The organism is Streptomyces sp. NBC_00443 (assembly GCF_036014175.1).
Classification (GTDB): Bacteria; Actinomycetota; Actinomycetes; order Streptomycetales; family Streptomycetaceae; genus Streptomyces.
Window position 1 is genome coordinate 85,507 of sequence record NZ_CP107917.1, and the last position, 15,755, is coordinate 101,261.

The 15,755-nt window shown below is 68.6% G+C and carries 5 protein-coding genes and 3 pseudogenes; 4 read left to right on the top strand and 4 right to left on the bottom strand.

Annotation, left to right across the window (positions count from 1 at the left end):
- The first annotated feature begins 33 nt into the window (after window positions 1–33).
- Complete coding sequence (locus tag OHO27_RS00415) at window positions 34–642, top strand: dihydrofolate reductase family protein (RefSeq protein ID WP_328419203.1); 609 nt, start codon at window positions 34–36, stop codon at window positions 640–642.
- Between the two features lie 223 nt (window positions 643–865).
- On the opposite strand, the pseudogene OHO27_RS00420 reads toward OHO27_RS00415, so the two are convergent.
- The 4 genes and pseudogenes from OHO27_RS00420 to OHO27_RS00435 form a co-directional block, all read right to left on the bottom strand.
- Window positions 866–2,316, bottom strand: a pseudogene (locus tag OHO27_RS00420) (dihydrolipoyl dehydrogenase family protein).
- Between the two features lie 96 nt (window positions 2,317–2,412).
- On the bottom strand, window positions 2,413–2,886 hold the full coding sequence (locus OHO27_RS00425) for a VOC family protein (RefSeq protein WP_328419205.1): 474 nt from the start codon (window positions 2,884–2,886) through the stop codon (window positions 2,413–2,415).
- Window positions 2,887–3,051: 165 nt separating this feature from the next.
- On the bottom strand, window positions 3,052–3,264 hold the full coding sequence (locus OHO27_RS00430; protein WP_328430731.1) for a hypothetical protein: 213 nt from the start codon (window positions 3,262–3,264) through the stop codon (window positions 3,052–3,054).
- A 76-nt stretch (window positions 3,265–3,340) separates the two neighbouring features.
- Window positions 3,341–3,424 (bottom strand): annotated as a pseudogene (locus OHO27_RS00435) (transposase); the annotation flags it as partial.
- Window positions 3,425–4,870: 1,446 nt separating this feature from the next.
- Here OHO27_RS00435 and OHO27_RS00440 point away from each other — a divergent pair.
- The 3 genes and pseudogenes from OHO27_RS00440 to OHO27_RS00450 form a co-directional block, all read left to right on the top strand.
- Window positions 4,871–5,076, top strand: a pseudogene (locus tag OHO27_RS00440) (ATP-binding protein); the annotation flags it as partial.
- 310 nt (window positions 5,077–5,386) lie between these two features.
- Window positions 5,387–8,971: a LamG domain-containing protein gene (locus OHO27_RS00445; RefSeq protein WP_328419207.1), complete on the top strand. Its 3,585-nt coding sequence runs from the start codon at window positions 5,387–5,389 to the stop codon at window positions 8,969–8,971.
- A 128-nt stretch (window positions 8,972–9,099) separates the two neighbouring features.
- Window positions 9,100–15,747, top strand: a complete 6,648-nt coding sequence (locus tag OHO27_RS00450) for an RHS repeat-associated core domain-containing protein (protein WP_328419209.1) — start codon at window positions 9,100–9,102, stop codon at window positions 15,745–15,747.
- Window positions 15,748–15,755: the final 8 nt, after the last annotated feature.

Sequence of the window (15,755 nt, forward strand, 5' to 3'; positions counted from 1 at the left end):
AAATGGCGCCGACAGTCGTCTAAGTACGGTCCGGTGAAAAACGCGCTGCGCGCATCAAGGGAGAGCAACGAGATGAGGCCACTTCGATACTCGATCAACGTCACGCTCGACGGCTGCTGCCATCACGAGGCAGGGCTCCCCCCGGACGAGGAGTCGATGCGCTACTGGACCGCTGAGATGGAGCGAGCCGATGCCCTGCTATTCGGCCGGGTGACCTACGAGATGATGGAGTCGGCGTGGCGGAAGCCAGCCACGGACACGTGGCCTGACTGGATGGATGAGTGGCAGATCCCGTTCGCCGAGACCATCGACCGGGCGAAGAAATACGTCGTGTCGAGCACGCTGAGCGGGGTCGATTGGAATGCCGAGCTGGTGCGAGGCGACTTGGGGCAAGCGGTTCAGCGGCTCAAGCAGGAGTCAGGCGAGGGCCTGTGGGTGGGTGGCGTGACGCTCCCCCTGGCGTTGGCAGATCTGGGACTGATCGACGAGTACGAGTTCGTTGTGCAGCCGGTCCTTGCCGGACACGGGCCGACGTTGCTCGCCGGTCTGCGCGAGCGCATCCAGCTCAAGCCCGTGGACCGCCATGAGTTCCGGTCGGGGGCGGTCGCCCTGCAATACCGGCCCACGCGAGTTACGGCTTGACATGATTTACCCTGGCACGTTGGCCGCTCCCTCGCGACGGAGCGACGGCCCGGGGTCGCGTTGCCCCGCGCTGGCCGTGCCCCCGAGCGCGCGGACATACTGACGAGGGGCATCGCCCCGAAGTGCCGGTAGCGGTCGATGATCTCCCGTTGAACGGTATGGATGCGGGAGTCGGACACCGCCGACCGGAGCGCGCGTCGGGGGTGTTTTGCCGCTTCTGTGCTCAGCCCCGGTGTGTCTCGAGGAGCCGCAGCCATACCTCGCTGATTGTCGGGAAGGCCGGCACGGCGTGCCACAGGCGTTCCAGCGGCACCTCGCTGACGACGGCGACGGTGGCGGAGTAGAGCAGCTCACCGACGCCGGGGCCGACGAACGTGGCACCGACGACCGTGCCGTGGTCCGCGTCGACGAGAATGCGGGCCCTTCCTCGGTAGCCCTGGGCGTACTGGTGGGCGCCCGAGACGTGTGCAAGGTCGTAGTCGACCACTTCGATCCGCCGCCCGGACCGTTCGGCCTCGGATGTGGTCAGGCCGACGGACGCGACCTCCGGGTCGGTGAAGACGACCTGCGGGACTGCGGCACGGTCGGCGGTGGTGGTGTGCGGGCCCCATCGGTCGGCCAGAACGGGCTCGCCCTTCGCGCGGGCCCCGATGACGGCTCCGGCGATCCTGGCCTGGTACTTGCCCTGGTGGGTGAGCAGCGCACGGCGGTTGACGTCTCCGACGGCGTAGAGCCAGCCGCCGGACACGGCCGTCACCTGACAGGAGTCGTCGACGGCGAGCCACTCACCCGGGGTCAGGCCGACGCTCTCCAGTCCGACGTCGGTCGTTCGCGGCCGGCGGCCCGTGGCGAAGAGAATCTCGTCCACGACCAGGTCGCCGCCGTCGTCGAGGGTGACGGTCACCTCACCGTCGTCGGTGCCGTGCCGCTTCACCGCGGTGACGGTGACACCGAGGCGAATCTCGACGCCTGCTTCACTCAGGCCGTCGGTGACGAGTTCGCCCGCGAAGGGCTCCATCCGGTGGAGCAGACCGTCGCCAAGCACGAGCATGGTCACCTGGGACCCGAGTGCCTGCCAGGCCGTGGCCATCTCGACCGCCACCACCCCGCCGCCCACCACCGCGAGCCTGCCTGGCACGTGCTCCGCGCTGGTCGCCTCCCGGCTGGTCCAGTGCCGCGTGGTGTCGAGCCCGGGCAGGTCGGGCAGTGCGGTGGTGGTACCCGTGCACAGGGCGACGGCGTGACGCGCGGTCAGCACGACGGTGTCCCCGTCGGGGGTCACCACCGACACACGCCGGGGGCCTTCCAGGCGTGCATGGCCACGGACGAGATCGACGGAGACCGAGCCGAGCCAAGCGACCTGGTCGCCGTCGTCCCAATGGAAGGTCATCTCGTCGCGGTGGGCGAGCACTTCGGCGACGTCCAGCGGTCGGGCCGCCCTCGCGGAGCCCCGGGACACGCCGGGCGTCGGCACGGGCCAGGACCGGCCTCAGCAGGGCCTTGCTCGGCTCACAGGCCCAGTACGAGCACTCCGCCGCCGAGGAGTTCGCTTTCCACGATGACGGTGCTGAGCCCTGCGGCACGGGTCCGGTCGGCGACGTTCTCACCGACCGGACCGGCGCCGATGACGACGACGTCGTAGCTCTGCGTCGTTCCGGTCGCTGTTCCACTCATCTCTGGTCCTGCTTCCTGTCGGCTCGGCCTGGCTCCGTCACGCCCCTGGAGAGGAGCCCGGACGGCACCCTGTGGCGTCGGTGGTGAGAGCAGAGGTCAGCGGCCGGGGGCTCGCTGCGTGATCTCCTGGAGCACCCAGCCGTTGCCGTCCGGGTCGCTGAAGGTGGCGTAGGAGCCGTAGCTGGCGCGCTCGGGGTGCGGCCCGGCGAGCCGCTCCTGCCCCTGACCCTTGTGGACGACCTCTCCGGCGTCGTGTCCGTGGAAGAAGATGCCCTTGCCGTCGTGGAAGACCTCGCTCACCTCGACACCGCGGTCGACGAGTTGCGCACGGGCCTGCTCGATGTCGGTGACGATGAGGTACAGCCCCTGGGCCGATCCGGGCGGGGCCGTGGTCAGGCCCTCGCCGAAGATGATCGAGGCCTCGGAACCGGGCGGCGTGAGGTGGACGACCTTGAAGTCGTCGGTGACATCCTTGGCGAGGTCGAGCCGGAATCCCGCCCGCTCGTAGAAGGCCCTGGCACGGTTGAGGTCCGAGACGGGCAGGACGAAGAGTTCGAGTTTCATGTCCATGTCTGTGTTCACCTTCGTTGTTCGAGTCCCGTACCTCTTAGGGGACTTGTCGTGAGAGGAAAGGCCTGGTACCAGTTCTCCGCTCGTACAGCGGGTCCGGTGCGGCGGCGGGCATAGCGGCCACGAGAGTGCCGGGGGGGGAACGCATGATCATCGACGGCGGAATCAAATCCCCCGTCGATCGTGGTCGTGGAGGGCTTCGTCGACGGCGCGGGTGATCATTCCGGTTTCCGGGTAGACGGTGTGTTCGTAATTTCCGCCGACGCGGGTCGCTTCGAGGTGCGCGGCGACGATGCGTGCGGCGATGTCGGCACGGGTGAGTCCGGAGGCGGCGTGCCGGCCGTGCCGCCTTCCTGCGGCACAGCGGTCGGCAGACACCCGGGCCGGGCATCGGGCCACCGGCCCTGCAGCAGATGCAGGCCCGGGTTGATGCGGCCGGAGACATCGACTGGCTCCGGGTGAAGATGCCGTCGAGGGCGTAGCGGCGGAATCGGGTATAGACGGTCTTCCACGGTCCGTAACGTTCCGGCAGGTCACGCCCGCGACCCCGGAAACGTCCACGGCAAAATCGCCCTCGGCCGCGCTCTAGCGCCGTCCCACGGCTCGAAAGTCAGGACCCAGCCTTAAAGCGGCAACCCGGCCCGCCTGCCAGGCGAGCCGGGTTGCCGCTGCCCCTGGGCCGGCGTGGGGGTCAGTGGTGCTTCCTGTCGACCGCCCGGAAGCTACCGACGAGCGCGAACGGCACCACGCTGCCGTCGAAAACCACCGTTCCGGGGATTGCGCTGCTGGAGTCTCCGCGCCCGATAGTCGCAATTGCAGCGCCGTTGTCGCACGTAATTCCGGTGAAGAATTCGATCCTCTTGTCAGTTTCGTTCCGGACGTTGAAACTGGTCGCCGGACTACTGATTACAGCGATGCACTCACCCCCTCTACCGAATACGTCCGCTCGTTGACATAGACCCGTTCGCGATCGTCATCGTCCCTCCAGTCGCCGTACTTCGACTGCCGGTTCCCGCCCGTCTGCCCATTCCCTCCCGTCTGGCCGTCCCCGCCCACGTCCCCTCCCTGAGGCAAGGAGGCAGCGGCCTCCTGCACCGACGCGGCGGACTCCGGTACAGAATTCGAAGCCGACGCATAATTCACGGTGGTCGCAGCGACGACAGTGATGCCCACCGACAATGCGATCCCGACCACGGTACGCGTACGCATTCCGGTTCTCCCTCTCGCAGGCATATTGCTTTCTCCATCTCTCATGGGATGCCAGCCGACCCGGCGGCCTACAAAAGAACCTACTCACGCCGAAAACTGTCGCCACTTCAGAAATCTGCGAGAGACACCAGAAAGGGGCCGATCGGGGGTTTACGAACCCGGAACAGCACATGTGACGGATCATCAAAAAGTGACAGCAGAAGCGACTTGGCCAACATCATGGGGCCACACGGGTGACGTGACTGACACCCCGTCACACTTCTGCGCGCGTGTCGGGTATTGACAACGCACCGCACGACGACTAGGAGGCCACCTTCGGGCGTCGGGATTCCGCCCTGATCAGCGCCTCACAGCAGGAACTGTAACGGGCACACACAGCCACCACCGACAGACTTGCCGACACCACCGCACGAAGGTCGGATCGCGCGCGCTCCAGTCACAGTCGCCGCAGCCACGGCAAGGGGAACTGCCAGCGAGCAGGACCACGACACCCCAGGCAGCCGACGACAAGTCAAAACCCGCAGCCACCACCAGTGCCGGGACGCCATCACCCCAAGTCCGACAATCCGCGCTGCCGAAACCCCGAACCCAGCCACGGCCCCAGGAACAGCCCAGCACATGAGCCGCAAAGCGTGGGACGCGCATGCGGGCACGCCGCCGGCTTCTCCGGGCCACCTGAAGCAAGGACCCCGGCGTCGCGGTGAACGCGGACGTCGGCCCCTACCCCGGCGGGGTGCCGCCAGGGGCCTCACCGTGCCCTTGGGCTGCGCCAGTACCGGGCGGCAGAGAGCTGCTCTTCGTCGGCTCCATCACGTGGCTGAAACAGCCCCTTCGACCGGCACGGCTGGACCGCTCTTCATCGGCACCGGGCGTCCCTCACCGACGAACCTGTCCCAGTCGTGGCCGTTTCGCGCAGGGGCCAACTGTCCGGGGTTCGACGCCACCTACGGCTCCGGCGAGTGGCGGACCGCCTTGCCGCTGTGCGTGGCGGATGGCAGGCGCGGCAGGCGAACCTCGACCCTTTCGGGGCCGCTTACTTCTCCCTTGGTGGACTTGACCTGCTTGGATGCCCCCTATTTACTTGCTCGCACATTTCAAGATCGCGTGAAGTTGGGTGGGGGAAGTGCGCATACGTAGGCACAATGCGTCCATAGGCCGGAGAAGACGGAGATCCGGGGGGATCACCGCTGTCACAGCCGAACTCACGGCCCTGGCCCTGCTGGTATCCCTGCCGACGCTGACGGCCGCCGCGTCCACGGCTCAGTCAGCCGCGCAGTCCGCCGAGAGCGGCATGAGCACGCACGCGAGCGCGAGCGCCAGGGCCGTCGAGACGGGCGAGCAGGTCGAGGTCACCGGCGAGCGGACCGAGTACTCGACCACCCTGGCCAACCCGGACGGGACGTACACGCTCACCCAGTCCGCGGTGCCGCAGCGCGCCAAGGCCGACGACGGCCAGTGGCAGGCGGTCGACGCCACGCTGGAGAAGCGTGCGGACGGAACCGTCGGCCCCAGGTCCGCCGTGGTGGACCTGTCCTTCTCCGGCGGCGGCGACGGCGCGGACCTGATCAAGCTCGGCAACGAGCAGGGCAGCATACGCCTCGGCTGGTCGGGCGAGTTGCCGGAGCCGAGGCTCGACGGCGCGAAGGCCGTCTACCCCGAGGTCTTCGACGGTGTGGACCTGGAACTGACCGCCACCGCCGAGGGCTACCGCGAGGTACTCGTGGTCAAGTCCGCGAAGGCCGCGGCCAATCCGGCGCTCGAACACATCCGGCTGACCGCCACGGCTGCCGATCTGGACCTCGTGGCGGGTGCGGGCGGCGGCCTGCGTGCCCTGGACCACGACGGCAACGCCGTCTTCCGTGGGCCCGCCGGCCAGATGTGGGACTCCGCCGGCCAGGACGTGGGCCCGAGCACGCAGTTGCTGTCCGCCGCCGCGACGGAACCGGCCCCTGACGCCCCGGTCGAGGAGGGCACCCAGCCCGGCGCCGGCGACACCAGCGCCGTGATGCCGGTGCACGTCGACGACCGCACGGTGTCCGTCAAGCCGGACCTCGGCCTGCTGCGCGGCGAGGAAACGGTTTACCCCGTCTACATCGACCCCTCGGTCGGTCTCGGGCGGTCGGAGCGGACCGTGCTTTCCTCCGACGGCGACAAGTTCTGGCAGTTCAACGGCGACTACGGCGTCGGCCGGTGCAGCGTCTCCGGGCCGTACTACTGCGGCAACAACTACACGAACCGCATGTACTTCGAGTTCTCGCCGTCGAAGCTGGCGGGCAAGTACGTCCTCGACGCCACGTTCCGCGCGTACGAGACCTGGTCGTTCTCCTGTGACCCCAAGTGGGTGGACCTGGAGCGCACCGACAACATCTCCGAGGGCACCCGCTGGCCGGGGCCGGCCCAGCTCGACCAGATGGGCGACCGGCACGTGTCGGCCGGGCGCGGCACCAACTGCAGCCCCGACCAGCCCGATGCCTGGGTCGAGTTCAACGACAACCCGGAGGAGTCGGACGAGAACCTGGCGTCGACCGTGCGCAAGTTCGCCGACGGCAAGATCCACCGGCTCACCTTCATGCTGCGGGCCAAGGACGAGGGCGACCCCTCGGCGTGGAAGCGGTTCGACGACAACGCCGAGCTCAAGGTCAACTACGCCTACAAGCCGGGCGTGCCCACCGACGTCGGCGTCATCCCGGGCGACGGCGCCACCGCCTACTGCAGGACGTCCTCCTCCGATCCGCTGATCGTCACCCGGATCGACCCGATGGTGCAGGCCCGGGTGCAGACCCAGGTCGAGCACAACGCGGGTGACGAAGAGGGCTCGCTGCAGGCCGAGTACATCGTCGAGCGCGGTGACGACGCCGCCTGGCACCAAGTGTGGTCGGACTACCGGCCGGACTCCGGCTGGGACCCGGACGGCACCCTGGAGAAGATGCGCACGACCAACCGTGCGGACGGCGGCCTGTACCGGCTCAAGGCGCGCACGCAGTCGCACTGGTCGTACGGCGGCAAGTCGGGTGACCTGTTCTCGTCGTACTCCAAGTGGTGCTACTTCAAGATCGACTCGACGGCGCCCAAGGCCCCGGTGATCACCACGGGCAGCCCGTACACCTCGTGCACCACGAACCTGTGCGAGGGCAAGGGCGGTCCGGGCGTCCCCGGCAGCTTCACCTTCAAGCCCAACGCGGCCGACATGGACATCGCCGGCTACCGCTGGCGGCTGCTGACCACCTCCGCCAAGGAGACCAGGACGGTCACCGGCTCCACGGTCACCGTGCCGAACGTGACGCCGTCGCTGTCCGGCACCCAGGTGCTGTCGGTGGAGGCCAAGGACGTACGCAGCCGGTGGGGCGCCCCCGCCGAGTTCACTTTCAAGGTCGCCCCCGCCTCCGGCCCCTCCGGCACCTGGCACTTCGACGACGGCGCCCCGGACTCGGGAGTGACGGTCGCCAAGGACACCGCGACCGAGGGCACACGGCACGACGCCACGCTCCACACCGCCGGTGCGAGCTGGTCGACGCTGGCCCGGCGCGGTGACACGGACTACTCGCTGTGGATGGACAGCACGGTCCCCGAGAACCAGAAGGCGTACGCGGCCACGGCCACCCCGGCCGTGAACACCAAGGACTCCTTCACCCTGTCGGCGTGGGCCTATCTGACGGACACCTCGCAGAACCGTGTGGTGCTCGCGGCCCCGGGGACCAACGCCTCGGCGTTCACCCTGTACTACTCGGCGTCATACAAGAAGTGGGTGTTCAACCGGACCGCCGCCGACGTAAAGGACGGCCAGACCTATCTACGGTCGCTCTCCGACACCGGTGAGCCGCCGGTGAAGGTGTGGACGCACCTGGCCGGTGTCTTCGACACCCAGGGCGACACGGACAAGACCAACGACACCATCCAGCTGTTCGTCAACGGCCGGCCGCAGGGCAAGCCGGTCGTGCTCACCTCGCTGTCGACCGCGTACACGCCATGGGTGTCCTCCGGCGGCATGCAGTTCGGCCGCTCGCTGGTGGGCGGCACCTACGGGGAGAACTTCCGCGGCCGTCTCGACGAGGTGTCCGTGTGGCAGCGGGCTCTGACCGCGGACGAAGTCACCGAGCAGGCACAGCTGTCGGAGAACGGCGTCCCCCTGCACGAGCTGGTGGCGCACTGGGACGCCGCGGCCTCCACGGGTACCGAGATCAAGGAGCTGACCTCGTATCCGGCCGGTCCGATGAAACTGTCGGCCTCGGGCGCGGTCCTCGACGCGGAGAACGACGCCCTGGTCCTGGACGGCACGGCCGGCTACGCCTCGGCGACCGGACCTGTCATCGACGAGTCCGGCTCCTTCACCGCCACCGCACGGGTGCGGCTCGACTCCGTGAAGCTCGCGGCCAAGCCCGTCGGCTACCAGGCCCAGGTGGCCGGGCAGCAGGCGAGCGGCGGAGAGTCCTCGTGGGCGCTGTGGGTCGTCAAGCCCGCCGACGACGTCTACCAGTGGAAGTTCACCCGCACCGCGCTCGGCGCCGACGGCAAGGTCACCCAGAGCGCCGAGGTGCCCGGGGGCGACATCGCCGAGGTCGACACCTGGGTGCAGGTCACCGGTGTCTTCGACGCTCAGGAGGCCTGGGAGTGGACCGACCCGAACGACGGGTCCAGGACCGAGACCAAGTACGGCAGCCTCCATCTGTACGTGGGCGAGTTCGACCAGCCCACGGAGGGTGACTCCGGGTTCACCGCACCGCAGCAGGGTGCCGGCGCGATCACCGCGGGCCGCGGCAGCAAGGACGGCAGCACCGGGCACCACCTGCCCGGCTCCCTGGAGGAAGTGCGCGTCTGGACGGGCGCGATGAGCGCCGACCAGATCAGCTCACAGGTCCTCGGCACGAACACGCTCTGACGCTTCGGCCGTGCCGGGTCCGGGAGGTACTGCCCGGACCCGGTGGAGCCGCCCCTCACATACCCCGTCCCCCGCCGTGCGGGGCGCAGCGCGCCCGGCTTCCGGCAGGGCGCAGAAAGAACACCCACATGAACCCCCTGGGGAAATACCGGCTGCCGAGAAGCAGCCGGCCGGCAGCGGCCGGAACCGTCCGCTGGATGCCCGGCCTCGCGCTGGGCATGGGCCTGGCCATGCTGCCCGGCCTACTGTCACCCAACGCGTTCGCGGCGGACCGGGACGATCCACTGGGTCGTCCGACGCTGAAGGACGCGCGCTCGGCCGACGTGTCGCCACTGACGGCGAAGGCAAACCGCAGGGCCGCTCGCACCGTGACCGAGGGCGAGGCCGCCGACGCGGCCGCGGCCCGGCGTGCCCGGACCGACCAGAACCGGTCGGTGACGTGGCCCGGCAAGGGCACGGCACAGCTGACCCTGCCGGACAAGGGCTCGGTGAAGGCGAAGCCGGGCTCGCTGCCGCTGACACTGGAGCCGGCCTCCGCCAAGAAGCGCGCGGCCGGATCGGTCCGGGTGAACGTCCTGGACCAGAAGGCGGCCAGGGCACTGGGCGTCAAGGGCGTCGTCCTGACTGTCACCGGCCCGAAGACCGGCGGACGGGCCGAACTCGGCGTCGACTACTCGGCGTTCGCCTCGGCCTACGGGGCCGACTGGGCCGGCCGGCTGCAGATGCAGCGGCTGCCCGGCTGTGCGTTGAGCGACCCCTCGAAGGCCAAGTGCCGTACCCGGGCTCCGCTCGGGACCACGAACAGGCGGGGCGCCGACGAGCTGAGCGCACCGCTGGCCTTCGCGCCGGCGGCCCGCTCCGCGAGCACCGGCTCGACGATGGTCCTCGCGCTCGCGGCCGGATCACAGTCCGGCGCCGGTGATCTGAAGGCGACTCCGCTGGCCGCGTCCTCGACCTGGGAGGCGGGCGGTTCGTCCGGCACGTTCACCTGGGCGTATCCGCTGCGTACCCCGCCGGCCGCGGCCGGGCCGCAGCCGGAGCTGGAGATCTCCTACGACTCGGGCAGCGTGGACGGCCGTACGGCCACGACGAACAACCAGGGCACGGCGCTCGGTGAGGGCTTCGACATCACCTCGTCGTACATCGAGCGGCAGTACGGCTCGTGCGACGAGGACGGCCAGGACGACAAGTACGACCTGTGCTGGAAGTACGAGAACGCCTCGATCGTGCTCAACGGCAAGGCCACCGAGCTGGTCAAGGACGACACCAGCGGCACGTGGCGGCTGAAGAGCGACGACGCCTCCACTGTCGAGCGGCGCACCGGCGCCGACAACGGTGACGACAACGGCGAGTACTGGACGGTCACCACCGGTGAGGGCACCGTCTACACCTTCGGCCTGAACAAGCTGCCGGGCGCGGGTACGGACGACCGCACCAAGTCGGTGTGGACCGTGCCGGTGTTCGGCGACGACGAGGGCGAGCCGGGTCACTCCGACGGTTCGAGCTTCTCGGGCCGCGACAAGAAGCAGGCCTGGCGCTGGAATCTCGACCTGGTCGAGGACACCCGCGGCAACTCCTCCACGTACTGGTACGAGGACGAGGCCAACTACTACGACAAGCTCGGCGACGACAACACCGGCACCGCGTACACCCGCGGCGGCTATCTCAAGGAAATCCGCTACGGGCAGCGCGCCGGGGCCCTGTTCTCCGCCACCCCCGCCGCCTCGAACAAGGTGGTGTTCTCCTACGCGGAGCGCTGCCTCGCGAGCGGCACCGGCTGTGACGCGCTGACCGAGGACAAGCGGGACAACTGGCCCGACGTGCCCTACGACGCCATCTGCAAGGAGGGCGACAAGTGCACCGGGAACGTGGGCCCCTCGTTCTTCACCCGCAAGCGGATGACCGGTGTCACCACCTACGCGTGGGATGCGGCGGCCGCGACGCCGGCGTACGCGGCGATCGACGGCTGGTCGTTCAAGCAGCTGTACCTGGATCCGGGCGACACCGGTGACTCCACCGACCAGTCGCTGTGGCTCGACTCGATCACGCACACCGGCAAGCGAGGCACCGATCTCGCCATGGACCCGGTGAAGTTCACCCACGAGTTCAAGCCGAACCGGGTCGACGGCCCCTCCGACGACATCCTTTCGTTCGAGAAGCCCCGTCTGAAGACCATCACCTCCGAGGCCGGCGCCCAGACGATCGTGTCCTACATGGAGGCCGACTGCGTCTACGGCCAGACCATGCCCAAGGTCGACGAGAACACCAGGCGCTGCTACCCGGTGTACTGGTCGCCCAACGGCGAGCAGGAGCCGATCCTCGACTGGTTCCAGAAGTACCCGGTCAGCGCGGTCTCGACGACGGACCCGTTCGGCGGCGCGGAGGCGGTGCAGCACAGCTATCAGTACTCCGGCGGCGGCGCCTGGCACTACAACGACGACCCGCTCACCCCGGCCAAGGAGCGCACCTGGTCCCTGTGGCGCGGCTTCGAGAAGGTCACGCACCTCACCGGCGCGAGCGAGGGCACCCGGTCCAAGACGGTCACCGTGTACCTGCGCGGTATGCACGGCGACCGTGTCCTCGGCCCGGACGGCAAGACGCCCGACCCGGACAAGCGCAGGACCGCCAAGGTGACCGGCATCAAGGCCGGCGAGATCACCGACTCGGACCAGTACGCGGGCTTCGTACGCGAGACCGTCACGTACGACGGCACCGCGGAGGTCTCCGGCTCGGTCGCCGACCCGTGGTCCGAGCGCACCGCGACGCAGCACAAGTCGTACGCCGACACCGAGGCGTACTACGTGCGCACGGCCGCCACGCACGAGCGCACCCATGTGACGTCCGGCGGCACCGCGAGGGACCGCGCCCGCACCACCGTCACCTCGTACGACGGTCACGGCATGCCCGAGACGGTCGAGGACAGGGGCGACGACGCGGTCAGCGGTGACGAGACGTGCACCCGCACCTGGTACGCGCGCAATGCCGACGAGGGCATCAACTCCCTCGTCTCGCGCACCCGCAAGGTCGCGAAGCTCTGCTCGGTGACGGACTCGGCGCTCGACCTGCCCGCGGACAGCACCCGTCCCGGTGACGTCGTCGAGGACACCGCGATCGTCTACGACGACCCAGCCGCGACCGGCTGGAGTGCCTCGCAGAAGCCGGTCCGGGGCGACGCCTCCTGGACGGGTCGCGCGAAGTCGTACTCCGGCGCCACCCCGGCCTGGCAGAAAGTCACCAGCACGACTTTCGACGCGCTCGGCCGAGCCCTGGTCGTGAAGGACACCAACAACCTGGCGACCACCAGCGCGACCTACACGCCCGCCGGGAGCGGGCCACTCACCGCCACCTCGACCGAGGACGCCAAGAGGTTCAGGACCACCACCAAGGTGGACATCGGAACCGGCTCGGCCGTGAAGGTCACCGACCCCAACGGCAAGATCACCGAATCCGAGTTCGACAGCCTGGGCCGACTCACCAAGCTCTGGCTGCCCAACCGCTCCAAGGCCCTCAACAAGACGCCGAACCACACCTATGAGTACGAGGTCACCAATTCGGCGATGCCGTGGGTGGCGACCAGCACGCTCAAGGGCGACGGCTCCGGCTACAACACCACGTACGAGATCTTCGACTCGCTGCTGCGTACGCGCCAGGTCCAGTCGCCCACCCCGGTCGGCGGGCGGCTGATCAGCCAGACGCTGTACGACTCGCGAGGTCTGGCGGTTTCCCGGCAGTCCGACATCTGGGACGAGACCTCCGCACCGTCCGGCACGGCGGTGCAGATCGACGGCGGACAGGCACCCAAGCAGACCGACACCACGTACGACGGTGCCGGACGGGCCGTCAAGGAGGTGATGAAGACCCACAACGTCACGCGTTGGACGGTCGAGAACACCTACACCGGGGACACGGTAACCAGCACCGCGCCGACGGGCGGCCAGGCCACGGCGGTGGTGACCAACGCGCTCGGGCAGATCACGGAGCGTCGCGAGTACGGCAGTCCCAAGCCTGAAGGCGCCTACACCACAGCGGACTACACCTACACTCCGGGCGGCCGGCAGAAGACCTTCTCCGGGCCGGACAAGGCCACGTGGTCGTACGAGTACGACCTGTTCGGCCGTCTCAGCAAGACGACGGACCCGGACACCGGCACCACTCAGCCGGAGTTCGACGCGCTGGACCGGCAGATCAAGTCGACGGACTCGGAGGGGCGCAGCCTTGTCACCGAGTACGACGAACTCGGCCGCAGGACCGGCCTGTGGAAGACCAGCAAGACCGACGCCAACAAGCTGGCGGCGTGGGCCTTCGACACCCTGGCCAAGGGGCAGCAGGACACGGCGACCCGTTACGACGGGGGTGTCACCGGCAAGGCGTACACCGCGAAGGTCACCAAGTACTCGGCCCAGTACCAGGTCGAGAGCAGCCAGTTGTCGCTGCCGGACGACGACGAGCTGGTGAAGGCGGGCGTCCCGAAGACGCTTTCCTTCTCCACCGGCTACCGCCTTGACGGCATGGTCTCGCAGGCCTCGCAGCCCGCGGTCGGCGGTCTGCCCGCCGAGACGGTCTCCTACACCTACAACGCGACCGGCCAGCAACTCACGTCCAAGGGCACGAGCGGCTATCTGCAGGGCGCCGCGTTCTCGCCGCAGGGCGATCTGCGCCAGCTCACTCTCGGCACGGACGGCACGAGCACAGCGAAGAAGGCGTACCTCAACTACGACTACGAGGACGGAACCCGGCGCCTCGTGCGCTCCTACGTCACCGACGACGTGCACGGCTACATGCCGCAGGAGCTGAAGTTCAAGCAGGACGCCGCGGGCAACGTCACGTCCATTCTCGACGGCACCACACAGGGCGGCACCACCAAGCCCGACTACCAGTGCTTCGCCTATGACGGCCACAGCCGCCTGACCGAGGCCTGGACGCCGAAGACCCCCGACTGCGCGGCTGCCGGGCGCACCCAGGCGAACATCGACGGTGCTGCGCCCTACTGGACGTCATACACCTACAACGAGGCTGGGCAGCGCAAGACCGAGACCAAGCACACGGCCTCGGGCCCCACCACGACCGACTACTCCTACGGCGACACGCCCACCGACCAGCCGCACCCCCTCACCAAGACGACGACCGGGAGCACCACTCAGAACTACGAGTACGACAAGACCGGCAACACCACCAAGCGGCCAGGACCGGCCGCCCAGCAGTCCCTCGACTGGAACGCCGAGGGCAAACTGGCCAGGACGACCGAAGGACCGGCCGAGACCACCTACCTCTACGACGCCGACGGTGAGCTCCTCATCCGGCGGGCGAAGGGAGACGGCGACACCGTCCTCTACCTCGGCGCCACCGAGGTCCGCCTGACGGCCAAGGGGACGGCCAAGACCCTGTCCGGCACGCGTTACTACGCCGCCAACGGCCAGAACATCGCATGCCGGACCGCGGTGAGCGGGACCTCTGGAGGCCGACTGAGCTTCCTGGCCGCCGACCACCACGGCACGTCCTCGCTCGCCATGGACGCCACGTCGTTCACCGTCGTCAAGCGCTACACGTCGCCGTTCGGTGCCTCGCGCGGTCCGAAGGCGACCACATGGCCGGACGACAAGGGTTTCCTGGGCAAGCCGGCCGACGCCGCCACGGGTCTCACCCATGTCGGAGCGCGTGAGTACGACCCCGGGATCGGCCAGTTCGTCAGCGTCGACCCGGTGCTCTCCCTGGATCAGCACCAGTCCCTGAACGGCTACGCCTACGCGGACAACAGCCCCGTCACCTTCAGCGACCCGACGGGACTGAAGAAGGGCGGCGGGGGCCTCGGCGGTCTGCTCGGCCTCATCGGTGCCGCGATCGGCGGTGTGGTCGGCGCGGTGCTGGTCGTGGTGGGCGCGGTGCTCTCCAGCGGCGGCGGTGGCGGCAACGGCGGCGGCGGCGGGACGGGAACGGCCACCTACGCCAGCACCGGCACGACGACCTGTCACTACGCGATGGGCATGAACCAGTGCACCACGACCGGTGGCGCACCGCCCATGACCGACAACAACACCAACACCGGCAACAGCTGCAACGGAACGGGCTCCGGCTACCCGGCCTGCCCGGGCCTGATCGGTGACCAGGGCAATCCCGAACTGGTCAAGGAACTGCTGCTCATCGGCTGCGGCTGGATCCCCGTCGTCGGAGCCGGCTGCGACGGCTACGACGTCAAGCGCTCGGCCGACGAAGGCGACAAGCTCGGCGCGGGCCTGGGCATCGCCGGTTTCATCCCGATCGTCGGCGACTTCCTCAAGCTGCCGGAGCAGCTGAAGGACCTCGAGCGGGTCGCGGATGTCGCGAAGGCCGCGAAGGCCCGTCCCATCGTGAAGTGGTCCACGCCGGAGTACGACGGGTGGCAGCATGTTCTGGACAATCACCGGACGAGCGGTAAGGGCTACTCGGGCGATCCCGACGGAAAGGGAGTGTTCGAGGGTAAGTTCGTCAAGGGAGACAAGCTCAAGAAGCGAATCCAGGAGGCCGTCGGAAACGGCAAGGCAATGCCGAACAGCAAGGGGCGTGACGGAGTCGTCTACGAATACAACTTCGGCCCCGGTAATGTAATAGGCCGCCTTTCCAAGAACGAAGGCGGGGAATCTCGACGGGTATCAAGGTCATCCTCAACCCGGACGGGTCCCTGCGCACCGCCCACCCCATCTAGACCGAAGAAGGATGCGGGGCCGGACGCGGAGAGGCTTGCCACCACAGCGTCCGGCCCCGCACGAGTCGAGTACGACGATCAGGACAGAACTTGCTGAACATCGGC